Below are 21,084 nucleotides of genomic sequence, written 5' to 3'. Positions count from 1 at the left end.
AGGGCATCTTGCCGTTATACAATCATTCTAGTACAAGCGGAGAGCGTGCGCGACCGTTATTTGAATGCGTTTTCCTTGTTGGCGTACCGGGCCGTCGCTTCCTCGATCACTTCGCTGCCGCCTTTGGACAAATATTCTTCGAGCACTTGCTCGAACGAGTCGATCGGCTCCTTGCCGTACACCATCTTCAGCACATGCTCGAGCACGAGCGGCGGAAGCTGGTCCGATACCGGGTTTAAATCCGGATATCTCACGAGCGCGTCCAGCCGCGGATCGAATTCGATGCCCCTGCGGCCTTCCCTGGAGAGCATGTTGTCGAATGCATCGACCATCATCTTGCCCGACTCCGACAGCTCGGAGACGCGCTTGTTGTAGGTCGTGTCCTGAACCATCCAGAGCCAGTAGTTTAAGTAGCGCTGCTTGTTCGTGCCTTCCGTATCCGTCGGCTGCTCGTATTTGATCGTGCCGCCTTCGTTCTGGTAGTCTTCGCCTTCGAGTCCGTAGCTGAAAAACAGCTCCGCCTGCTCGCCGACCATCCAATCGAAGAACTGGACGATGCCCGCCGCCTTGTCCTTCGCCTTCGCGTTGATCAGGTAAGATCTCGTGACCGGATTGTAATGCGCGTACCCGCCTTTGCCGTCGTCGCCGACCGGGGACGGAATGAGCGCGACTTGGGCGTCGGGAACGCTGGCGGTCAGCTGCGCGCCCCAGATCGGAAGCTCGTTGGCGTTCATCGACCACATGCCCGCTTTGCCGCTCGTGACGATGCTCTTGAAGTCAGCGGATTCGACCGTCGCGAACTCCTTGCTGATCAGCCCTTCGTCGAACATTGTTTTATACGTCCGGATTGCTTTCTTCATCGCCTCGACGTCGAAGAAGCTCGGCTTCACCTTGCCGTCCGGAAACTCTTTGAACTGGTTCGAATACCCTAAGACGTCGTAAGAACCGAAGAACGTGTCGGCGTATTTGAAGTTTTTGCGACCGGCGAACGGATGCTCGACGCCCAGCTGCTTAAACGCCCGCAGAACGTCCAGCGTCTCCTCCACCGTCGTCGGAACCGCTTTGCCGGCCTTCTCCAGCAGATCCGTGCGAATCCACGTCGCCCTTCTGGACGGGTTGCTGAGCACTTCCGGTATGCCGTAGACGTTACCCGTCTTCGAATCGGTCATCCGGTCCCAGGCGTCCTGCGGAATGAACTTCAGCAGGTTCTGCCCGTGCTCCTTCAGCAAATCGTTCAGCGGCAGGAACACCCCGCTTTCTACCGAGCCGGCCAGCTCCGAGCCGCTGATGCCGCCGCTTCCCTGCACGACGTCCGGAATGTCGTTCGTCGCGAACATCTGGACCATTTTGTCTTGATACTCGTTGTGCGGAATCAGCCGGATGTCCAGATCGGTGTTCGTCATTTTCTCCAGCTCAAGCACGTACTTGTCCTTGTTGATGTCCGGGTGCTGCTCGACGTAAGCGACGTTAAGCGTCCGCATCGAGATCGAGAAAGCGGTCGGTCCGGCCGCGGTCGATTCGGACGGCTGCTCGGCGGAAGCCGAAGCGCCGGCCGAAGAGCTGGCCGAAGGGCTGGCTCCGGGCGTCTCCTTCTTGGAGCAGGCCGCCAAGCTCGTAGCAGCCAATGACGCGATTAATGCGAGTACCCATACCTTTTTCATGGACTCCCTCTTTTCCTCATGGATTAGTGTCGTTATAGCGCTTTCAAACTCAACCTCAGTATAGGAAGGGCGGAGGGTCGCTACAATGGAATGCGTTTGGCTCCGTTTGTCGTTTTTTTATGTCGTCACGATTTGATCGATCCGATCAGCATACCCTTAATGAAGTACCTCTGGAGAAACGGATACAGCATAATGATCGGCACCGTCGCGACGAGAATGACGGCCATTTGCACGCCTTGCACCGATTGCGACGAGACGTCGAACGGCAAGTTGCCCGTGTCGACCAGATCGTCGTTGATCAGCAGCTCGCGCAGCTTCACCTGCAGCGGATACAGCTTGCGGTCATTCAAATAATACAACGCGTCCATGTACTTGTTCCAGTTCGTCACCGAGTAGAAAATGCCGATCGTCGCCAAGGCCGGCTTGGAGAGCGGGAGCATCAGGCTCCACATAATGCGCAATTCCCCGCAGCCGTCGATCCGGGCGCTGTCGATCAGCTCCGTCGGAATCTGCATGAAGAACGACCGCAGCACGATCAAATTGAAGGCGCTGATCGCCGTCGGAATCATGAGCGCCCACAGCGTATTGACGAGATCCAGCTCCCTCATCAGGATGAACTGGGGAATAAGCGGCGCGGTGAAAATCATCGTCAGCAGCACGAACAGCAGCACGTACTTGCGACCGACGTATTCGGTGCGCGACAGCGGGTAAGCCAGCGACGACGTCGCCGCCAAATTGATGAGCGTACCGGCGGCCGTAATGTACACGGTAATTCCGAACGCGCGCCAGATCGACGCGTCGTCGAATACGTACTGGTAATAATTGAGCGTGAAGTCGACCGGCCAGAACAGCACGTCCCCGCGGTCGATCGCGACGGCTCCGCTGAACGACTGCGCGATGACGTTCAGAAACGGCAGCAGCATCGACAAGGACAATCCCGTCAGAAACAAATAGTTGCAGATGAGGAACAGCTTCCTGCTCCAATGCTCGCGTCCACTCAAAGCCATCCCCCCTATCAATAAAGTGACTCGCCCGTAGCTTTGCGGCTGAGCGTATTGGCGATCGCCAGCAGGAACAGTCCGACGACCGATTTGAACAGCCCGATCGCGGTGGCATAGCTGTATTGGAGCTGCTTCAGACCGGCCTTGTAGATGTACGTGTCCAGAATCTCGCTGTTCTGGATGTTCAGCGGATTTTGGAACACGAACACGCGCTCGAAGCCGTAGTCCATGAAATCGCCGATCTTGAGCAGGAACAGCACCGTAATGACGGGCAGCAGCGCGGGGATCGTAATGCTCAGCGTCTGCTTCCAGCGGCCCGCCCCGTCGATCTGCGACGCCTCGTACAGCTCGGGATTGATGCCGGTCAGCGCGGCCAAATAAATGATCGTTCCCCAGCCGACGTCCCGCCATAGGCCGGAGCCGACGAGGATAGTCCGAATGAACGAATCTTCTCCGAGAAAATAAATCGGCTCGACGCCGAACCAGCCCAGAATGACGTTAACGATGCCCGACGAAGGAGACAGCATGCCGACGAAAATGCCGCTGACGATGACCCACGACAGGAAGTGCGGCGCGTAAATGATCGTCTGGACGATTTTTTTGTACATCGCAAGCCTGACTTCGTTGAGCAGCAGCGCTAGCACGATCGGCGCGGTGAAAGCGAAAAGAATGTCGTAGGTGCCGAGCAGCAGCGTGTTCTTCAGAATGCGGAGGAAGTCGTGATGCCGGAACATCCGTTCGAAATGCTCCAGGCCGACCCACGGACTCCCCTTGAACCCGGCGAACAGATTGTAATTTTGGAACGCGATGACCGAGCCGAGCAGCGGCACGTACTTAAAAACGAGAAAAAACAAGATGCCCGGGATCGAGATCACATACAGCGTCCGGTACTTCCACATGAAACCGAGCAAGAGCCGTCCCTCCTTGTTGTTCAATGGCGGTGTACATACTCTCATCCTAGTCGCTGCGGGCGTCTCCCAACAATGGAATCGCTTTAATACGGCTTGTGTTTTTTTTAGGTGTCCGAACGAAAGACCTCCCTGCTCCGCCCGCTCTCTTCGCTCTAGGGCTCAGGGGTTTCGGTCGCTTCGGCCGGTCCTAATCGTGCGCGGAAATAAAATTACTAGCCGGAAGGTATAGTCCGACGGCTATAGAACTAGATAAGTCGAAGCATGCATTCATATGGGGGGGGGCCAGAACTTGTTGAAATCCAATGATGCCTTGTTTTTTTCCGCAGCCTTTAATCATGCCCCGATAGGAATGGCGCTCGTATCCGCTTCCGGAACGTGGCTGCGCGTCAATCGATCGCTATGCGACATATTGGGGTACCCCGAGGCCGAGCTGTTGGGGCGTACTTTTTCCGACGTTACCTTTCATGAGGATCGCGGAACAAGCTGGGAAAACTTCAACCGTCTTATCGAAGGTACAATTAACATCGTCAAGCTCGAAAAACGCTATGTTCATAAAAACGGGCACCTGATCTGGGTAGCGGTTCATGCCTCCAAGGTGATGAGCGAGCCGACGGGCACCCCTTACATCCTCGCGCAAATCCAGGACATCTCGGACCGGAAGAAAACCGAGCTGCTGCTGCACAATTCGGAAAAGCTGTCGTTGGTCGGACAAATGGCCGCGGGCGTCGCCCACGAAATTCGAAATCCTCTTACCGCCGTAAAAGGCTTTCTGCAATTGATGAAGTCCGAAGGCGTGAAGGAGCAATACTACGATATCGTGTTCTCGGAGTTCCACCGCATCGAACTGATTTTGACCGAATTGCTCGTGCTGGCCAAGCCTCAGGAAGCCAAGATGGAATCGAAGGATCTTAACCAGCTGCTGGCGGAAGTCGTGACGCTGATGGAATCCCAATCGATCATGAGCAACGTGCGCATTCGGTTTACCTGCGCTCTGCCGTCGATATATATAGATTGCGACGAGAACCAGATCAAGCAAGTCGTTATCAACCTCGTCAAAAACGCGATCGACGCCATGCCGGATGGCGGAGAAACGCTTATCGATCTGCAGCTGTTCGGGGACGAAGTTCAAATTGTCGTCAGCGACCAAGGGGCGGGAATTCCAGACGACCAGTTGGAGAAGATCGGGCAGCCCTTCTTCACCTCCAAGGAGAACGGGAACGGGCTGGGCATGATGATCAGCTTCAAGATCATCGAGAACCACGGGGGCCGTACAGAGATCGAAAGCCAAGTGGGAGAAGGAACGAGAGTGAAAATTCGTCTGCCCCTCGGGCAGAATCAACCGCCGTCCGCCCGGGCCGGCGATGCCGCGGGCTGCGGCTCGAACGCTTAAGGTTTCGGCGCCCTGGGCCGCCGCCCCGTCAGGGGGATTCCCCCTAAATGTCGAAGAGCCGCCTGCAAGGGAGCATCCAATTGCCCCTCGCCGACGGCTCTTCCTTCATTTTCGCTTAAAAGCTTCGTTATAGCAGCGCCGGCATACCGGCTTGTAGTCTTCATTGCCGCCGACCTGGATCTGCTTGCCCTCGTTGACCGGCACTCCGTCCTTGAAGCGGATGACCATCGTCGCCTTGCGGTCGCAGTACCAGCAGATCGTCTTGATCTCTTCGATCTTGTCCGCGTATACGAGCAAATTATAGCTGCCCTCGAACAGCTCGTTCTGAAAATCGTTCTTCAGCCCGAACGCCATGACCGGCACGTCAAGCTCGTCGACGATTCGGGTAAGCTCGAGGATATGGCGCTTCTTCAGCCATTGGGCTTCGTCGACGAGCACGCAATAGTAGCGGCCCGATTCGTCGAGCTGATCTCTGACGGCGTCGTACAGGTTCGTGTTCTCGTCGACGGGAATGGCCGGGCGCGTAAAGCCCGCCCTCGTCCCGACTTGGTCCGCGCCGTTGCGCGTATCGATGACGGGCGTAAAAATCAATACCGGCTTGCCTTGTTCCTCGTAATTGTGCGCGACTTTAATAATTTCGAACGATTTGCCGCTGTTCATCGTCCCGTACTTGAAATACAGCTGAGCCAATGCGCTACCTCCGCAACCAAGTTGATAGATAGCAAACATTATACAACAGATCGCGACAATTCAGTAGCGGCAAATCCCTCTGTTCTATTCGACGACCAGGCCGTAATCCTCAATCCGGATCCGGACGTCGACCTTGATGTCCGCCTGCGCGAACCGCTCGTCCCAATTCGATTTGAAACGCTCCCAGTCGCGCGGATGCTCGATTCTCAGCCTGTCGCGAAAGCCGAGCACATCCGCCTTGCAATCCCGTTGAAGCTTCTCGATCGTGCGTTCGACCAAATCGGAGATTTTACGCTCGAACAGCCGCGCCTGCCGATCCAGAAACCGCTGCTCCGAGGACTCGTCAGGCTTTGACCAGTTCTCCATGATCCTTCCGATCGAACGAATGCTGACGCTGAAGGAAACGCGATCTCCGGAAACGAACGAGCGGATCGCGCTGTTCATCGAATCGACCTCGTATACGACGGGACGCCTGGTAGAAGGATCGATCGTCGACAGTACTCCCCCCTTGCCCGATCCGGTCGCCCAGACGACTCCGAGCACCTCTTCCTCGCTTAACAGGCCGACGAGCTTTTTGGTCTTGCCCCGGATGACGCCCGCACCCGAGAGCCTGAGCTTTCCGTCCTGGGCGATGATATTGGGCAGCAGTAGGCTGGCGTCCGCCTTGACGTCCCCTTTGATCTTGCCGAGAGTGGTCGGGGGCAAAATTTTCGAGGTCCGATATCGGTTTTCCGTAATTCCCGCCATATGAAAGGAAGGAATCTCCTCTCCGCGCTTCAGCTCGAAGACGCGGTTGGCCTGGCCGCTGCTGACGAAGACGAGCGAACCCGGCCGAATATCGTTGTCCCTCATGAAGAAGTCCAGTAAATGTTCCAGGCTGTTGCGCTTCGCCAGATCCGCGGAGACAACGATCGCCTTCAGATGATGTCCGATTGGCGGCTTGTCCGTTCGGAGCGACATTTCCCGAATCGCTTCGAAGACGGAATTGCCGGTCGCGATCAGATTGACGTACGGCTTGGCGGTCGATTTCCCCTGGCTGGAGTTGGGCTCGCTCGCCCCCGCCGTGAGAATCTGAATGGTGACGGCAAGACGGCCTTCCGAAGCTGCGTTCTCCGATTCGTTCCGGTCGAGCGCCACCCCTGTCAGCACGCTCAGCCGGTCGATCTCATTGCTGCTCCAGCATCCCGACAGCATCAGCGCGGCAGCCAGCCCCAGCGCAAGCGAAGCGGAGCGCCGGCACAGCTTCATCTTCTCCTCCTCCTCATGAACGACAGGCCGAGAAACAGCAGCGGCACGACGCCGAACAAATACAGCGCGACATTGCCGATAATATCTCCCATTTGGAAGGTTTCGTTAATATTTTTGGGCATCATGGCGCATAGAAAAATAATCGGCAGAAAACAGTAGACGAAAGGTTTGAAGCCGCGCTTGAACAGATCTGAAGCTCCTTTGGCCGCTGCGTAGAGCGTTATCGTAAACGTCGAGAAAATCTGCATAATCCAGATCGTAAGCAGCAGAGAATCGAACCTCTCCAGAAGCAGGCCCTGCAATTCGAAGCTGCGGATCAGATCGATGGTCGGCCACGTACTGGCCCGCGCACCGTCCAGGGACAGGCCGCCGATCACCAGAATGACGGTCGCCAGATAAAAGGCGGCCGCGATCGCCACTCCGCCGACGACGACTTTGATTGCGGCGCCCGGCCGCTTCATGAAGGCCGTAATAACCAGTAAGATCTCCGGTCCCAGGAAGGCGAGGGTCGTCGTTTTGATCCCTTCCAGAACGGGGACGAAGCCGAGCCCGAGCACTGGTCGCAGCCGTTGGAACTCGAAAATCCGCATGCTGAGCAGCGTGACCAGCACGAAAATGATAATCGTGATCGGAAGAACGATCTCGAACAGACGAGCGATCGGATCGATTCCGCCCACGACCAAATAAATGCCGACCCACATAAAAGCGATCACGATCGCCCAGTTGGGAGTGCCCTCCAGCAAAAAGAAAGAGGTCACCTCCGCCATCGTCCTGACCTCGAACGCCGATATCCAAATGAAGTAGACGATCATCGCGAGAGAGACGATTCCCCCGACCCATTTCCCGGCGACGACAGTCGAATATTGAAAGAAAGTCCGCCCCGGATAGCGATCGCTCAGCCTGGCCATCACACTCCCCGCCGCGATCGCGATTGCCCCTCCGATCAGCACCGCAAGCCATACGTCGGTGGTGCCGACCTTCTCCGCGCTCGTACGGGGCAGCGTGAGGATGCCGGCCGCAAGGATGTAGTTGATCAGAATGACAATCGCTTGCCGGGTGGAAATCTGATTGTTGGAACCGGTATTCACGACTCTGTTCCTCCCTGTCAACCTTTGCGGATCGGCTGCTTCGGCTTTAGTATTTTGGGACGGCGCTTCATCGCCGCCAGCGGCGCCCGGATTAGGAAATCCTTCCAGTCCTTGAATGGATAGGAGACAAGCGGACCTGCGTACAGGACGCCGAAGCTTCTCAGATTCACCAGGTGAATGCAGAGCGCCAGAAAAAACAAAATGACGCCGAACAGTCCGAACACTCCCGCGCAGAACATGGAAACGAAGCGGAGCATCCGGAAGCTCAGGCCGATGTTGTAATGCGGAATGGCGAACGAAGATATCGCGGTAACAGCGATGACGATAACGAGAATCGGACTGACGATGCCCGCCTGCACGGCCGCTTCCCCGATGACGAGGCCGCCCACGATGCCCATTGCCGGGCCGATGGGCTTCGGCAGCCGAAGCCCAGCCTCTCTCAAGAGCTCGATGGACACTTCCAGGATCAAGGCTTCTACGAGCGCCGTAAACGGAACGTTCACCCGCGAACCGATAATCGACATCGCCAGCTTCGTCGGGATAAGCCCGGGATGGAACGAGATGAACGAAATGTACAGCGAAGGAGCGAGCAGCGACACCGTCAGAGCAAAGAAACGCAGCAGTCGGAACATCGTTCCCGGCAGCCAGCGCTCGAAATAATCTTCCGGAGACTGCAAAAACATAGAGAGAGTCGCGGGTACGATCAACGCGAACGGGGTACCGGCCAACAAAATGGCGACCCGCCCTTCCATCAGCGCGCCGAACACGCGGTCCGGCCGTTCCGTGCTTTGGATTTGGGGGAATGGACTCAAGGAGCTGTCTTCGATCATCTGTTCGATATAGCCGGATTCCGGCACGCTGTCGAGGTCGATGCGGCGGATTCTGCTCTTGACCTCTTCGACGATCTTCGGATCGGCTACATCTTCGATATAGACAATCGCCATGTTCCTCTTCGCGCGCCTGCCCACCTTCATCTTCTGGATAAACAAGCTTTGATTTTCGCCGAAGCGGCGCAAAATGGCCGTGTTGTCGTGCAAATTTTCGTTAAATCCGACTCTGGCTCCCCGAATCAATCCTTCCGATTCCGGCTCGTCCATCTGCCTGGGCACGCCCTTGAAAGCTCCGAGCATGATCGCTTCCGGCACTCCGTCGACGATCAAGGCGGCCCAGCCTTCCAACACTTGCCCTATCGCTTGCCGGATATTGCCGCACTCCTTCGTCTTCAGCACCGGTAATTGCCGCAGCACCTGCTCGGACAGCGTGCCGGTGGATCGAACGTCGAATTCTCCGCCCATAAGCGCCTGCAAAATCTGTCTGTGGATGACATTCCGATCCGACAAGCCCTCCGCGTAAATGACGACCGCACGGATTCCCGAATCGCCGCCCAGCTCGAAATGCCGGATGCCGACGTCATCGTAATTCTCAATCCACTGCTCGAATACGGCCAAATCCTCGTCGAATTTCCCCGTCAACGGGTCGCCGGCTTCGTCTTCCGGGAAACGGGATTCGCCCATCGTCGGGTTGAACATGGCCATGGCGTTCACTTTGGCGGTGACTCGGGACACTCCGTACGGCACCAAGCCTACCGCCGCCGCTTGCAGGAACAGATACCCACTCGGAATGTGGGCGATTATCCATCTGAGCATTTGTTTCCAACCCCTTCGGAATAGGTTCCCCCCGTCTTTCCAAATTTATCCCGAAACGCGAACAAGGGGCTCCCCCGCAACCATCCTCAGATGATCGTGAGAGTCCCTTACCCGGTATCGCCTATCGTCCTAAGGCGTGTATGCATACTCCGAGGATAGCAGATTTTGCCGAATTTTCGTTCCATTCAAGCAAAAGTGACGAAGCAGGGGGCGAAAGCCTGTGAAAGATGCCCCTGAGCGGGTTTGCATACACGTCCTAGCGCTAGCTTTGCAAGCCGTTCTTCACCCAACCGGCCACCGTCGCGGTGCGCTTGCCTTGATGGATCGCAGCCGGACGCACGTCCTCCAACATTTTGCCGGACTGGTCAACGGTGACGCTCGTGCCATAAGGGTTGCCTCCCGCCGCAAAAATAACGGGATCGGTGTAACCCGGCGCTGCGACGATGCCGCCCCAATGGTAGATCGACGTGTACAGCGACAGAATCGTCGCTTCCTGGCCGCCATGATAGTTGGTCGCGCTCGACATGGCGCTGACGACTTTGTTGGCCAGCTTTCCGTTGAACCACAGCCCGCCGAGCGTATCGAAAAACTGCTTCATCTGCGAAGCCATGTTCCCGAAGCGGGTCGGCACGGAGAAAATGTAGGCGTCCGCCCACTCCAGATCGGCGTTCGTGACAGTCGGAACGTCCTTGGTCGCTTCCACGTGGGCTTTCCAGCCCGGATTCGCGTTAATCGCCGCCTCCGGAGCGAGCTCGGGCACCTTCAGCAGCTTCGTCTCGGCGCCCGCCTGCTTCGCGCCTTCCTCGGCCCACTGGGACAGCTGATAGTTCGTTCCGGTAGAGCTATAGTAGATCACGGCTAATTTGACGTCGGACAGCGGAATCATCTCCTTAGGGTAATCGAACTTCCCCTTAAGAATGCCACTGCGTCCAGTCGATTATGCAGATCCGCCCCGGCCGAATTCGGCTTACACTTTGGTGAGCGCCATGGAAGGATGCACTTCCGCGATGCAGTCCGGCGTCTCCCAAGCCATGTTCTCGATGGACGGAGTGACCGGATAGATTCTGAAATCGGCGTCTTCGAGCGAACGCAGCATCGCCTGAAGCGCTTCCGTTCTCGTCTCCTTCGGATTCAGCCAGAGCTCGATCGATTCCTCGTCCAGCACGACCGGCAGCGGATGGTTCGTGCCGAAGGCGTTGCCCCGGGTGACGACCGTGCACATCGGATACTCGTTCCGCTCCGAGTCGAGCCAGACGTCGTAGATGGCGGGAATGGCGAACGTCGGCTTCGTCCGGTGCACGACGCGCCACGCGCTCTTCGTCTTCCCTTCGATCTTCCAGATGTAGAACCCGCTGCACGGCACGACGCACCGTTTCTTCGTCAGCATGTTGCGCAAGTACCGTCTGTCGGACAGGGTGTCGACGTTCGCGTTGATCGAATTTTTGCCCCAGTAAGGCATTAAGCCCCAGCGCTGCTGGTTGAGACAGCGTTCCTCTCCGATCTGCTGGATGATCGGAATTTGCTGCGTCGGCGCGATATTGTACCGCATCAGGTACGGCACGTGAACTCTGTCGATGCGAAAATTTTCCGTCAGATCGGTAAGCTCCGCCGTTAACGAGTACCGGTTACACATATGCATCAGCCCATTTCCAAGAATTTACTCGTTCTCAGTATGGGCTCTTGCCTGAAACATTATGTACGAACGACAGCGAATGCCAGTGCGGCGGCTGCGACGGCGAACAAAATCGAGGAGACGTACATGATCCGGACGGCCAGACGGATATGCTCCGCTGCGAGCGGGCGCAGCGGCTCTCCCATTCTGGCGCGGTCGGACGCGACTCCTTTGTAATAGTTCAACCCGCCGAGCTGCACGCCGAGCGCTCCGGCGACGGCCGATTCCGGGAAGCCGCTGTTCGGGCTCGGATGGAGACGGGCGTAACGGCGGACCGTGCCGAGCACCCGGCCGGCTCTCAGCCTCAGCAGAGCCGCGGCGACCGCGATGGCGAGCGCCGACAGCCGGGCCGGAATCCAGTTGGCCAGATCGTCGAACCTGGCGGACGCCCAGCCCAGGTCCTTGTATTTCTCGTTCTTGTAGCCGACCATCGAATCGAGCGTATTCGCGGCCCTGTAGGCGAGTGCGAGAGGCGCTCCGCCGATGAACGCGTAGAATAGCGGAGATACAATCGCGTCTACGATATTTTCCGCCACCGTCTCTACCGCGCCGCGCGTAATCTCGCTCTCGTCGAGCTTGTCGGTATCCCTTCCGACGATCATCGACAGCGCATTGCGGGCTTCCGGCAGCTTGTCTTTCTTAAGCAACCGGTAAATGTCCACACCGGCGTCTCCCAGTCCCTTCGCCGCGATCGTCGTCGAGATCATCCAGGCCGCCGCGCCGTAAGCGAGCCAAGGATGGAGCAGTTCGAGCAGGAATAGAATCGTCCAGCCGAGCAGGAAGGAGCCTCCGACGAGGACGACCGGGTAGACGATTCCGGCGAGCTTGAGCGCCTTGTCTTCGTCGGGAGCGCCGCCTAGCGGACGGGCGAGCCGCCGCAGCAGCGGGCCGGCTGCGGCTCTGCGGAGCGGCCGTTCCAGCTTGGAGATGAGACGCCCCATGCCGACGACGGGATGCGGCAGCGCCCGCGGGTCTCCGATCGCCAGATCGATGAGGAACGCGCTTGCGACGATTGCAATGTCGATGCTCATGTTTACGGCTCTCCTTGCGTGCGCACCGCCTCGTGCACGGCGGCGTAGACGAGCCGGCCGATCGCATTGCCGATCGTCGTCGCCGCTCCCGCGTAGCGATGAACGTGCCGGTAGCGGTCCGACTGGCTGACGGCGACGAGCGCCGCATCGGTCGACGTTCCCGTCGCCGGGCAGCCGTGGCTGTGGTCGCGGATGTCCAGATCGGCGAAGGCGGCGCTCTTCGCTTCGGTCGCGCTGATGACCGCGTTGACCATCGCGCTCTCTGTCATCTGCCCGTCGACCATGACGATAAGGTTCACCGTCCCCGGCTCGTAAGCGGAGAAAGTCTCGCGCGCCATGCCCGCCCTTGCCGCGTTGCCCGTTCCGGCGGACGCGCAGACGAGCAGCCGGCATTCGTCCCCGGCTTCCTCGAAGAAGGACGCGTGCGTCAGATGCGCCGCAGTCTGCAGGCCAACCGCCGATTCGGGATCGTAACCCCAGCCGAGCAGCGCCTCTCGCATCATCGCCGACGGATCGGTGCAGTCGTAACTCAGCGGCACCTTCCAATTGACGAACCGCTCGCCTCGGCCGGGTCCTCCCCGATAGGGAGCGTTGCTCAGCGTTTGATAGACGCGTCCGCATTCCACCGATAGATGATCCTGCCTAAAGCCGATCCGCAGTTCCGGCCACAAGGGCGACGAATACGAGTCGGCGCCTCCGCGAAAAGGTTGTGTCATAGTATCATAAGAGCCTCCCGTCCATTAAAACCAGCAGGACCAGCAGCGCGAGCGTCTCCGCGCCTTCGATCAGCGCGCCGTAGACGTCTCCCGTGAACCCGCCCAGCCTGCGTACGAGGTATAGTCCGAACAGCCAGCCCGCCAGCAGCACAGCCGCGAAGGCGATCACGCCCTGCCAGCCCGCGATTCCGAAGGACGCCGCGAGCGCGAGCAGCCCGTTGACGAGCAGGACGGCGGGCGTGACGCCGCCGCGCAAGCCGCTGCCAAGCCCGTTCTGTTGAATGTAAGGAAAAAAGCGGATCGCCGCGAGCAGCGCCGCCCTCGCCATCGCCGGAACGGCCGCGAGCGAGGCCAGCCCTCCCGCCGCGGCCAACTGCTGCACGGCGGCGACCTTGAGCAGGATCAGCACGATCGCCGCCACGACGCCCATCGCGCCGACGCGGCTGTCCTTCATGATTTCCAGCGCCCGCTCGCGCCCGCGCTGGCTGCCCAGCCCGTCGGCGAGATCCATCCAGCCGTCCAGGTGCAGCGCGCCGGTCGCGTAAATCCAGAAGGCGACGATAAAAACCGCGACGAGCGGCAGCGAAGCGTGCCCGAACAGCCAGGCGAACAAGCTGCCGGCGAGCCAGACGGCCAGGCCGAGCAGCAAGCCGACGAGCGGGTAATACTTCGGACTGCCGTTCCAGCCTTCGAGCGTCTGCGCCCGCTTCGGAACGGGGAATCGCGTCAGAAATCCGACCGCCTGCCAAAATGCGTTCATCCTTTCAACCTCCACGGCAGCCCGCTTACGACGACGAACGCCTCGTCCGCGCGGGAAGCGAGCCGTTGGTTCGCTTCTCCGACGACGTCCTGGAACCAGCGTCCCAGCGGCGACATCGCCACGCCTCCCCAGCCGACCTCGTCGGTGACGACAATCGCTTCGCGCAGCCGGGACGCGGCCAGCGCGTCGATGTATTCGTCGATCAGGAACAGAATGCGATCCGTCGTCGATGGGTCCCTGGTCTTCTCTTCGGGCACTTCCATCAGCCGGTTGGCGATCCATGCGGACAGCGTGTCGACGAGCACGATGTCGTAGCCTTCATAGGCCGCCGCGGACAGCTCGGGCGCGGATTCCAGCGTATCCCATTCGGCCGGCCGCCGGGCCCGGTGCTTGTCGATGCGTTCGTCCATCTCTCCGTCGTAGCGGAGGCCGGTGGCGACGTACAGAACGTTGGAGGGCGCGGCGGCGGAGCGCTCCCGAACGAGCCGTTCGGCATAAGCGCTCTTGCCGGAGCGAACGCCTCCGCTGACCATGACGAGGTTCATCTAAGCGTCTCCTCCCCGTCCGCTTGCTCCAGTGCCGCGAGCAGCCGCTCGTTGTCCGCGCGGCCGCGCACCGCGATGCGGATATGCCGCTCGGTCAGTCCATCGTACTTGGCGCAGCTTCTCACGAGCACGCCTCTCGGCCCAAGCGCTTCCTGCAGCCGTTCCGCCGTCCAGAGGGCGGACAGCTCGATCAGCAGGAAGTTCGCTTCACCGGGCCACGTCCGCCAGGCGAGCCGGGAGGCTATCTCCGATCGCAAATATGCCCGCTCAGAGGCGATCAGTTCTCTCGTCCTCCGCTCGTATGCCGCGGTTTCCGGCTCCAGGCAAGCTTGTCCGGCCAGCAGCGCCAGCCCGTTGACGCTCCACGTCACCTGCTTGCGCGCCATCTTGCGGATCAGCTCGGGAGCGGCGATCGCATAGCCGAGCCGAAGACCGGGAATGGCGTAAAACTTCGTCATCGAATGCATCAGCAGCACGTGCGGATGACTCCGCAGCTCGGGCAGCAGCGTCGCCCGCCGCTCCGGGGCGATGAAGTCGATGAACGCTTCATCCACGACGACGTATGCCGAACGCTCGGCAGCCAGATCGGCGATCTCCCGCAGCCACTCCAAGGAATACGTCAGTCCCGTCGGGTTGTTCGGATGCCCGAGGAACAGCAAATCCACCTGCTCCAGCAGAGCGTCCAGCTCGGACGGCTCGGCGCGGTATCCGTTCTCTTCTCGGCCGACGACCGTTCGCACCTCCGCTCCGTATGCTTCGGCAAGCTGGGCGTATTCCGAGAAGCACGGAGCGACGACTCCGACCGAACGAACGTCCAGCCCGGACAGCGCCAGCGCGATGCACTCGGCGGCTCCGTTGCCGATCAGCAGCTCGTCCTCGGCGACGCCGAGCTTGGCGGACAGCCGCCTCTTCAGCTCCCGGTGACCGGGGTCGGGATAGTTGACGATCGCAGCAAGCCCGTTCTCCAGCGCTTCCAGCACTTGCGGCGGCGGGCCGAGCGGATTGATGTTGGCGCTGTAGTCGATCCATTCTCCGGCCCCGACTCCAAACCTGGCCGAGGCGGTCCACAAGTCTCCCCCATGTCCATACGGCTCCAATACGCCTTCGGTCGTCTTCATCGAGAACCCTCCATGCCTTCATTCATCATCTCGTACAGCTTGCGAATGTCCAGATGCCGCCGAACGTGATCGGCCAGCCGGTCGAACTCGGCTTCCCGCAGCCGGTTGTAGTTCAGCTCGCCGGCGATCGGCGGCCAGCCCTTCGACCGGCGAATCGCGTTCAGCCAATCGCGCCTGAAGCCGTCGTTATGCAAAATGCCGTGCACGTACGTCCCCCATGCCCTGCCGTCTTGCGAGCGGGCTCCTTCCGAATAAGGAGACGCAGCCCGGCTTTCGGCGGAAGCCAGCAGCAGCGGATGGGTGACCGGCTCCGTGAAGAAAGTCCGGCCCATATGAATCTCGTAACCTTCGATGTCGTAATGGGCCGTCTGCCGAGCGGCAGCGTCCGCGTCTTCGCTCCAGCCCTGCGCTTGCCCCGTGACGCGCACGGTTTTCTTGTCCGGCCCGAACGTCGTTTCCATCGGAAATACCGCTAGTCCCGGCAGCGAAGCATGGGCCGATTCGATGCCTTCGGGATCGTTCAGCCGCTCTCCAAGCATCTGATAGCCTCCGCAGATGCCCGTCAGCCAGCCTTGGCGGGAGCGATGATCGAGAATGAGACGGTCCAGCCCCGTCTCCCGCAGGAACAGCAAATCTTCCGCGGTGTTCTTGCTCCCCGGCAAGATGACCGCGTCCGGGAATCCGAAATCCTCCCTGTTCGCCGCGAAGCGGACGGAGACGTCCGTCTCGGCGAGCAGCGGATCGATATCGGTAAAGTTCGACCAGCGCGGCAGGCGAATGACGACGATGTCCAGCCGATCTGGACGCGCTTGGGCGTCTCCAGCGGGCGGGCGGAAAGAGAGCGAGTCCTCGGCTTCCAGACGCAGATCGGGAAGGTACGGGATAACGCCGACGACCGGCTTGCCGGTGCGCCGCTCCAGCCACTCGAGACCCGGCTTGAGCAGCTCGACGTCGCCTCTGAATTTGTTGATGACGAAACCTTTGATTCTGTCCCGCTCTTCGGGCTCCAGCAGCTCCAGCGTGCCGACGATGGACGCGAAGACGCCGCCCCGGTCGATGTCCGCCGCGAGCAGAACCGGAGCGTCCGCCCAGGCGGCCATCCGCATGTTGACGATATCCCGGTCCTTCAGGTTGATTTCCGCCGGGCTGCCCGCTCCCTCCAGGACGACGATCTCGTATTTCGCGCGCAGCCGCTCCAGCGCCGTGCGGACAATCTGTCCCGCTTCGGTCAAATACTCGCTGCGATAGCTGAACGCATCCATCGTCTTATAAGGCTTGCCGTGGACGACGACCTGCGACGTCCGGTCGGACGAAGGCTTGAGCAGAATCGGGTTCATGTCCGTCGCGGCCGCGATGCCGCAGGCGTCGGCCTGCATGCCCTGCGCCCGGCCGATCTCCTTGCCGTCCGGCGTTACGTAGCTGTTCAGGCTCATGTTCTGCGACTTGAACGGCGCTACCGTCCATCCGTCCTGCGCGAATATTCGGCACAGGGCGGCGGCGAGCACGCTCTTGCCCACGTCCGACGCCGTGCCCTGCACCATCAGCACCCGGGAAACGGCTTTGTCCCGCTTACCCTTGCTTCCCGCCGCAGCGTTCTTCTCCGGCGTCATCCTTGCGACACTCCCGCGCTCTCGAACGTCGCCATCTCGCGCGTAATGCGGGCAGCAGCGTCGAGGAAATGAAAGGCGAGCACCGCGCCGGTGCCTTCGCCCAGCCTCATGTCCATATGGATCATCGGTGACAGCCCGATCGTCTCCAGCATGATCTTGTGACCCTGCTCCAGCGAGAGGTGCGAGGCCAGCATATAAGGCGCGCAGGCCGGTACGAGACGGCTGGCGATCAAGGCGGCGGCCGACGAGATGAAGCCGTCGATCACGACGAGCGAACGGTGGGCCGACGCGCCGAGAATGACGCCGACGAGGCCGGCGATCTCGAGGCCGCCCAGCTTGGCGAGCACGTCCAGCGGATCGTTCGGATCGGCGGCATTCACCTCCAGCGCCCGCTCGACGACGCGCCGTTTATGCAGCAGCCTGTCGTCGTCGAGGCCAGTGCCGCGGCCGACCGCTTGCTCCGCCGTCAACCCGCCGAGCGCGATCAGGATGGCCGCGCTCGGCGTCGTATTGCCGATGCCCATCTCCCCGGTCGCGAACACGCGCGTGCCGGCTTCGGCCAACTCCGCGACGACGTCGTATCCGACCTGGATCGCCGCGACCGCCTCGTCCCGGGTCATCGCCGGACCGCGGGCGATGTTCGCCGTACCCGGACGAATTTTGCGCGAGACGAGCCGGGGATGCGACAGATCGGCGTTAACGCCGATGTCCACGCAGACGACGTCCGCTCCGGCATGGCGTGCGAGAACGTTAACCGCCGCGCCTCCGCTCAGGAAATTCAGCACCATCTGCGGCGTCACCTCCGCCGGGAACGCGCTGACGCCCTCCTCGCATACGCCGTGGTCGCCCGCCATCACGATCACCGCCTTGCGCGACAGATCCGGCATCGTCTCTCCCGTGACGCCGGCCGCCTGCCGCGCCGCCGCCTCCAGCTTGCCCAGACTGCCCGGAGGCTTGGTCAGGCTGTCCAGCCGCGCCTGCGCCGCCCGGATCGCTTCGTCGTCGAGCGGGCGGATGCGTTCCGCGATCGCCTGGATTTCGTTCGGTATGTTCGTCGTCATCCGTCTACCTTCCTCTCAGCAAAATTTGCGGCACGCCGCTGTCGGGATGAGGGAGCACGATCGGCTCCGTCCCGTACACTCTGCTCACCAGCTCGGGAACGAGCACTTCCTCGGGCTTGCCTACCGCGGCCACCCGGCCGCCGTGAAGCACGAGCAGCCTGTCGCAATATTGCGCGGCCAAGTTCAAATCGTGCAGCACCGCAACGACGGTCAGCCCGTTGTCCCGCTGCCAGTCGCGAATATAATCCATCATCTGCAGCTGAAAGCCGATATCGAGGAACGTCGTCGGCTCGTCGAGCATCAGTACGTTCGGCTCCTGAACGAGCGTCTTCGCCAATGCGGCCCTCTGCCTCTCGCCGCCGCTCAGCTCGCTCACCGGCCGGTCGGACAGCCGCGTCAAGTCGAGCTTCTCCATTACCTTGCCGATCCGTTCCTCCGGATCTTCCTTCTCCCCGCCCAGCCAGCTCTGATACGGGTAACGTCCCATCTCGACGACCTCCCGCACGGTATAGCCAAGCGGAGGAAGCGCGTCCTGCTGCAGGACGGCCAGCAGCCTGGCCAGCTCCTTGCGGGCGTAACCGCCCAGCTCCCGGCCTCCGAGCGAGACGTCTCCGCTCTGCGCCCGCTCTATCCCGGACAGCAGCTTCAGCAGCGTCGACTTGCCGCTTCCGTTCGGGCCGATAATGCCGAAGAACTCTCCCGTGTCTACGCGGACGTTCACCCCGCGCAAGATGTCCGTCTCGCCGATCCGATAGTCGAGCGCTTTCGCTTCGATCATCCTCTCGCCTCCCCGCCCTTCGTTTTTCTCTTCCACAGCAAATAGGCGAAAAACGGAGCCCCGATAAACGCCGTCACGACGCCGAGCGGAATTTCCTTCGGACTAAGCGCCATGCGGGCGATCGTATCCGACATGAGCACGTACACGCCGCCCATGACCGCCGACAGCGGCACGACGATCCGATTGTCCGGCCCGACGACGAGCCGCACGAGATGGGGCACGACCAGGCCGACGAAACCGATGACGCCGGACACCGATACGGCCGCCGCCGTCATCAACGTGGAGACGACGAGCACGATCAGCTTCGTCCGCTGCACGTTGACGCCCAGATGCATCGCCTGCCGCTCCCCGAGCGCGAACAGATTAAGCTGCCGGCTCAGCGCGATCAACACGACGGCGCCAAGCACGACGTAAGGAAGAATAAGCAAGGAATGATTCCAGCCGCGCATCGACAAGCTTCCCATCATCCAGAAGACGATCTCGTTCACGACGCTCTTGGAGAGCGACACCATGAACGACACCATCGAGCCGAAGAAAGCCTGCACGACAACCCCGGCCAAAATCAGCGTCTCCAGCTCCATCCTGCCTCGATGGTAAGCCAGGCGCAGCACGATAAACAGCGTGCATAGTCCGGTCAGGAACGAAACCGCGGGAATCGTCCATTGGCCGATCCACAGCTGCAGACCGAACAAAATGAGGAACGCCGCCCCGACCGACGAGCCCGTTGCCACGCCGAGCGTGTACGGGTCGGCCAGCGGGTTGCGCAGTACGCCCTGGAAGCCCGCTCCCGCGAGCGCTAGGGCAGCGCCGACGAGCACTGCCAACACGACCCGGGACAGACGCACCTTCATGATGATCGTCTCGTCCGGATCGGCCGCGCCTTCCGAGACGGAGCCAACACCCAGCAGCTCGCTCGCGTACGGAACGTGATGGATCAGAATGCTCCACACTTTGCCGATCGGCACGTTCGCGCCGCCAAGGGAGAGGCTCAATATAATCGAACAAAGGAGGAGCGCAGCGGCTCCTCCCATATAGATCGTCCATTTTCCGCGCATCCTATTTCACCTTGTCGGGATGGATCGCTTTCGCCATTTCGTACAGTACTTTCGTCAAACGCGGTCCAACGCGGCTGATCGAATTGTCGTCCACCGCGAACAACCGGTCGTTCTTCACCGCATCGATGGCCTCGAAGCCCGGACGCTCCTTGATCGCCTGCGGGATGCCGAGATCGAAGTTCGTGTTATGCGAGTAGATAATGACTTCCGGATTCGATTGAATAACCGCTTCCGGATCCACTTCGAACCAGCCGCTCTTCTCCTTCGACACGTTATCGCCGCCGGCAAGCGTCAGCACTTCGTCCATATACTCGCCGCTGCCTACCGTCCAGCCCGCAGAGAACTCCATGTACACCTTCTTCGGAGTGACGCCTTGCAGCGCGTCCGTTACCCGCTTCAGCTCTTCCTGCATCGTGGCCGTCACTTGCGCCGCGCCTGCCTGCGCGTTCACGATTTGTCCGATCGTCTCGATCTTCTCCATGACTTGCTCCAGCGTCTTCGGATCGGAAGCGAACACTTTCACGTTCAGCTTGCGCAGCTCTTCGATCACGCTCGCCTGCATGCCGCCGTGCGCCAGCACAACGTCGGGCTTCGCGGCCAGCAAAGCTTCCAGGTTCGTATTCATGTCGCCGACCTTCTCGATCGACTGCGCCTCTTCCGGGTAATCGCTGTAATTGTCGACCGCGACGACCTTCGAGCCGGCTCCGATCGCGAACATCACTTCCGTCTCGGACGGGGCGAGGGTAACGATTCTCTCGGGCGCTTGCTCGAATACGACGTCCGTACCCGTGCTGTCCTTCAGCGTCAGCGGATAGACCGTCTCGGACGGAGCCGCCGCTTCTTCGGAGCTTGTCGCGGAAGCGGAAGGCGACGGCTCCTGCGAGGCGGAAGCGCTCGGCGAGGCCGATTCCGAAGCGGAGGGCGAAGGGCTTGCCTTGTCCTCGTTGCTGCCGCACGCGGCAAGGCTAAGCGCCATCAGGGCGACGGCCAGCCACAATCCCATTTTACTCCATATCCGTCTGTGTTTGTTCTCCATCACAATCCATCTCTCCTCGATTTCTATTAAGAGGAGCTTGACCGATTGAACGACTGACACGAAAAAC

General features: G+C 60.3%; 20 protein-coding genes. 1 reads left to right on the top strand and 19 read right to left on the bottom strand.

What is annotated here, in order from left to right; translation table 11 throughout:
* Nucleotides 1-56: 56 nt before the first annotated feature.
* The 3 genes from ACESLM_RS14390 to ACESLM_RS14380 form a co-directional block, all read right to left on the bottom strand.
* Nucleotides 57-1,661 (bottom strand): extracellular solute-binding protein, encoded by a 1,605-nt coding sequence (locus ACESLM_RS14390; RefSeq protein ID WP_372632262.1) that lies wholly within the window; start codon nucleotides 1,659-1,661, stop codon nucleotides 57-59.
* Between the two features lie 125 nt (nucleotides 1,662-1,786).
* Complete coding sequence (locus ACESLM_RS14385) at nucleotides 1,787-2,668, bottom strand: carbohydrate ABC transporter permease (RefSeq protein ID WP_372632261.1); 882 nt, start codon at nucleotides 2,666-2,668, stop codon at nucleotides 1,787-1,789.
* 8 nt (nucleotides 2,669-2,676) lie between these two features.
* A complete protein-coding gene (locus ACESLM_RS14380; protein ID WP_372632260.1) occupies nucleotides 2,677-3,618 on the bottom strand; it encodes an ABC transporter permease in 942 nt (313 codons plus the stop codon).
* 244 nt (nucleotides 3,619-3,862) lie between these two features.
* Here ACESLM_RS14380 and ACESLM_RS14375 point away from each other — a divergent pair, with 244 nt between their 5' ends.
* A complete protein-coding gene (locus ACESLM_RS14375; RefSeq protein WP_372632259.1) occupies nucleotides 3,863-4,963 on the top strand; it encodes an ATP-binding protein in 1,101 nt (366 codons plus the stop codon).
* Between the two features lie 105 nt (nucleotides 4,964-5,068).
* On the opposite strand, the gene ACESLM_RS14370 is transcribed toward ACESLM_RS14375, so the two are convergent.
* From ACESLM_RS14370 to ACESLM_RS14295, 16 genes are all read right to left on the bottom strand, one after another.
* On the bottom strand, nucleotides 5,069-5,653 hold the full coding sequence (locus ACESLM_RS14370) for a thymidine kinase (RefSeq protein ID WP_372632258.1): 585 nt from the start codon (nucleotides 5,651-5,653) through the stop codon (nucleotides 5,069-5,071).
* Between the two features lie 84 nt (nucleotides 5,654-5,737).
* Nucleotides 5,738-6,901 carry a Ger(x)C family spore germination protein gene (locus tag ACESLM_RS14365; protein WP_372632257.1) on the bottom strand — a complete coding sequence of 388 codons (1,164 nt, stop codon included), beginning with the start codon at nucleotides 6,899-6,901 and terminating at the stop codon, nucleotides 5,738-5,740.
* A complete protein-coding gene (locus tag ACESLM_RS14360) occupies nucleotides 6,898-7,989 on the bottom strand; it encodes a GerAB/ArcD/ProY family transporter (protein ID WP_372632256.1) in 1,092 nt (363 codons plus the stop codon). The genes ACESLM_RS14365 and ACESLM_RS14360 overlap by 4 nt, the downstream gene beginning before the upstream one ends.
* A gap of 17 nt (nucleotides 7,990-8,006) precedes the next feature.
* On the bottom strand, nucleotides 8,007-9,635 hold the full coding sequence (locus ACESLM_RS14355) for a spore germination protein (protein WP_483862600.1): 1,629 nt from the start codon (nucleotides 9,633-9,635) through the stop codon (nucleotides 8,007-8,009).
* Nucleotides 9,636-9,897: 262 nt separating this feature from the next.
* Nucleotides 9,898-10,512 (bottom strand): NAD(P)H:quinone oxidoreductase, encoded by a 615-nt coding sequence (gene wrbA / locus ACESLM_RS14350; RefSeq protein WP_372632280.1) that lies wholly within the window; start codon nucleotides 10,510-10,512, stop codon nucleotides 9,898-9,900.
* Nucleotides 10,513-10,602: 90 nt separating this feature from the next.
* On the bottom strand, nucleotides 10,603-11,274 hold the full coding sequence (locus ACESLM_RS14345) for an SOS response-associated peptidase (protein ID WP_372632255.1): 672 nt from the start codon (nucleotides 11,272-11,274) through the stop codon (nucleotides 10,603-10,605).
* 53 nt (nucleotides 11,275-11,327) lie between these two features.
* The gene (gene cbiB / locus ACESLM_RS14340; protein ID WP_372632254.1) at nucleotides 11,328-12,338 is read right to left on the bottom strand and encodes an adenosylcobinamide-phosphate synthase CbiB; all 1,011 of its coding nucleotides are present in this window, start codon (nucleotides 12,336-12,338) and stop codon (nucleotides 11,328-11,330) included.
* A 2-nt stretch (nucleotides 12,339-12,340) separates the two neighbouring features.
* Complete coding sequence (locus ACESLM_RS14335; RefSeq protein WP_372632253.1) at nucleotides 12,341-13,054, bottom strand: adenosylcobinamide amidohydrolase; 714 nt, start codon at nucleotides 13,052-13,054, stop codon at nucleotides 12,341-12,343.
* Between the two features lie 4 nt (nucleotides 13,055-13,058).
* Nucleotides 13,059-13,814, bottom strand: coding sequence for an adenosylcobinamide-GDP ribazoletransferase (gene cobS, locus ACESLM_RS14330; protein WP_372632252.1), 756 nt, complete (start codon nucleotides 13,812-13,814; stop codon nucleotides 13,059-13,061).
* On the bottom strand, nucleotides 13,811-14,359 hold the full coding sequence (locus ACESLM_RS14325; RefSeq protein ID WP_372632251.1) for a bifunctional adenosylcobinamide kinase/adenosylcobinamide-phosphate guanylyltransferase: 549 nt from the start codon (nucleotides 14,357-14,359) through the stop codon (nucleotides 13,811-13,813). The genes cobS and ACESLM_RS14325 overlap by 4 nt, the downstream gene beginning before the upstream one ends.
* A complete protein-coding gene (gene cobD, locus ACESLM_RS14320; protein WP_372632250.1) occupies nucleotides 14,356-15,477 on the bottom strand; it encodes a threonine-phosphate decarboxylase CobD in 1,122 nt (373 codons plus the stop codon). Before cobD ends, ACESLM_RS14325 begins: the two co-directional genes overlap by 4 nt.
* Nucleotides 15,474-17,087: a cobyric acid synthase gene (locus ACESLM_RS14315; protein WP_372632249.1), complete on the bottom strand. Its 1,614-nt coding sequence runs from the start codon at nucleotides 17,085-17,087 to the stop codon at nucleotides 15,474-15,476. Before ACESLM_RS14315 ends, cobD begins: the two co-directional genes overlap by 4 nt.
* Nucleotides 17,084-18,148, bottom strand: a complete 1,065-nt coding sequence (cobT, locus tag ACESLM_RS14310; protein ID WP_372632248.1) for a nicotinate-nucleotide--dimethylbenzimidazole phosphoribosyltransferase — start codon at nucleotides 18,146-18,148, stop codon at nucleotides 17,084-17,086. Before cobT ends, ACESLM_RS14315 begins: the two co-directional genes overlap by 4 nt.
* Nucleotides 18,149-18,152: 4 nt before the next feature.
* Entirely contained in the window at nucleotides 18,153-18,926 is a 774-nt protein-coding gene (locus tag ACESLM_RS14305) for a heme ABC transporter ATP-binding protein (RefSeq protein WP_372632247.1), read from the bottom strand.
* Nucleotides 18,923-19,981 (bottom strand): FecCD family ABC transporter permease, encoded by a 1,059-nt coding sequence (locus ACESLM_RS14300; protein WP_372632246.1) that lies wholly within the window; start codon nucleotides 19,979-19,981, stop codon nucleotides 18,923-18,925. The genes ACESLM_RS14305 and ACESLM_RS14300 overlap by 4 nt, the downstream gene beginning before the upstream one ends.
* 1 nt (nucleotide 19,982) lies before the next feature.
* A complete protein-coding gene (locus ACESLM_RS14295) occupies nucleotides 19,983-21,017 on the bottom strand; it encodes an ABC transporter substrate-binding protein (RefSeq protein ID WP_372632279.1) in 1,035 nt (344 codons plus the stop codon).
* Between the last annotated feature and the right edge of the window lie 67 nt (nucleotides 21,018-21,084).

The sequence above is a fragment of the Cohnella sp. genome, assembly GCF_041641335.1.
Taxonomy (GTDB): domain Bacteria; phylum Bacillota; class Bacilli; order Paenibacillales; family Paenibacillaceae; genus Cohnella.
This window is presented reverse-complemented; position numbering and strand designations above follow the sequence as displayed.

What these genes read in the sequence shown, in the direction of transcription:
- cobD (WP_372632250.1), bottom strand. Translation starts at nt 15,477, where the DNA reads ATGAAGACGACCGAAGGCGTATTGGAGCCGTATGGACATGGGGGAGAC.
- ACESLM_RS14305 (WP_372632247.1), bottom strand. Translation starts at nt 18,926, where the DNA reads ATGATCGAAGCGAAAGCGCTCGACTATCGGATCGGCGAGACGGACATC.
- ACESLM_RS14295 (WP_372632279.1), bottom strand. Translation starts at nt 21,017, where the DNA reads ATGGAGAACAAACACAGACGGATATGGAGTAAAATGGGATTGTGGCTG.
- ACESLM_RS14315 (WP_372632249.1), bottom strand. Translation starts at nt 17,087, where the DNA reads ATGACGCCGGAGAAGAACGCTGCGGCGGGAAGCAAGGGTAAGCGGGAC.
- cbiB (WP_372632254.1), bottom strand. Translation starts at nt 12,338, where the DNA reads ATGAGCATCGACATTGCAATCGTCGCAAGCGCGTTCCTCATCGATCTG.
- cobT (WP_372632248.1), bottom strand. Translation starts at nt 18,148, where the DNA reads ATGACGACGAACATACCGAACGAAATCCAGGCGATCGCGGAACGCATC.
- ACESLM_RS14325 (WP_372632251.1), bottom strand. Translation starts at nt 14,359, where the DNA reads ATGAACCTCGTCATGGTCAGCGGAGGCGTTCGCTCCGGCAAGAGCGCT.
- cobS (WP_372632252.1), bottom strand. Translation starts at nt 13,814, where the DNA reads ATGAACGCATTTTGGCAGGCGGTCGGATTTCTGACGCGATTCCCCGTT.
- ACESLM_RS14300 (WP_372632246.1), bottom strand. Translation starts at nt 19,981, where the DNA reads ATGCGCGGAAAATGGACGATCTATATGGGAGGAGCCGCTGCGCTCCTC.
- ACESLM_RS14365 (WP_372632257.1), bottom strand. Translation starts at nt 6,901, where the DNA reads ATGAAGCTGTGCCGGCGCTCCGCTTCGCTTGCGCTGGGGCTGGCTGCC.
- ACESLM_RS14335 (WP_372632253.1), bottom strand. Translation starts at nt 13,054, where the DNA reads ATGACACAACCTTTTCGCGGAGGCGCCGACTCGTATTCGTCGCCCTTG.
- ACESLM_RS14390 (WP_372632262.1), bottom strand. Translation starts at nt 1,661, where the DNA reads ATGAAAAAGGTATGGGTACTCGCATTAATCGCGTCATTGGCTGCTACG.
- ACESLM_RS14385 (WP_372632261.1), bottom strand. Translation starts at nt 2,668, where the DNA reads ATGGCTTTGAGTGGACGCGAGCATTGGAGCAGGAAGCTGTTCCTCATC.
- ACESLM_RS14345 (WP_372632255.1), bottom strand. Translation starts at nt 11,274, where the DNA reads ATGCATATGTGTAACCGGTACTCGTTAACGGCGGAGCTTACCGATCTG.
- ACESLM_RS14355 (WP_483862600.1), bottom strand. Translation starts at nt 9,635, where the DNA reads ATGCTCAGATGGATAATCGCCCACATTCCGAGTGGGTATCTGTTCCTG.
- ACESLM_RS14380 (WP_372632260.1), bottom strand. Translation starts at nt 3,618, where the DNA reads ATGAGAGTATGTACACCGCCATTGAACAACAAGGAGGGACGGCTCTTG.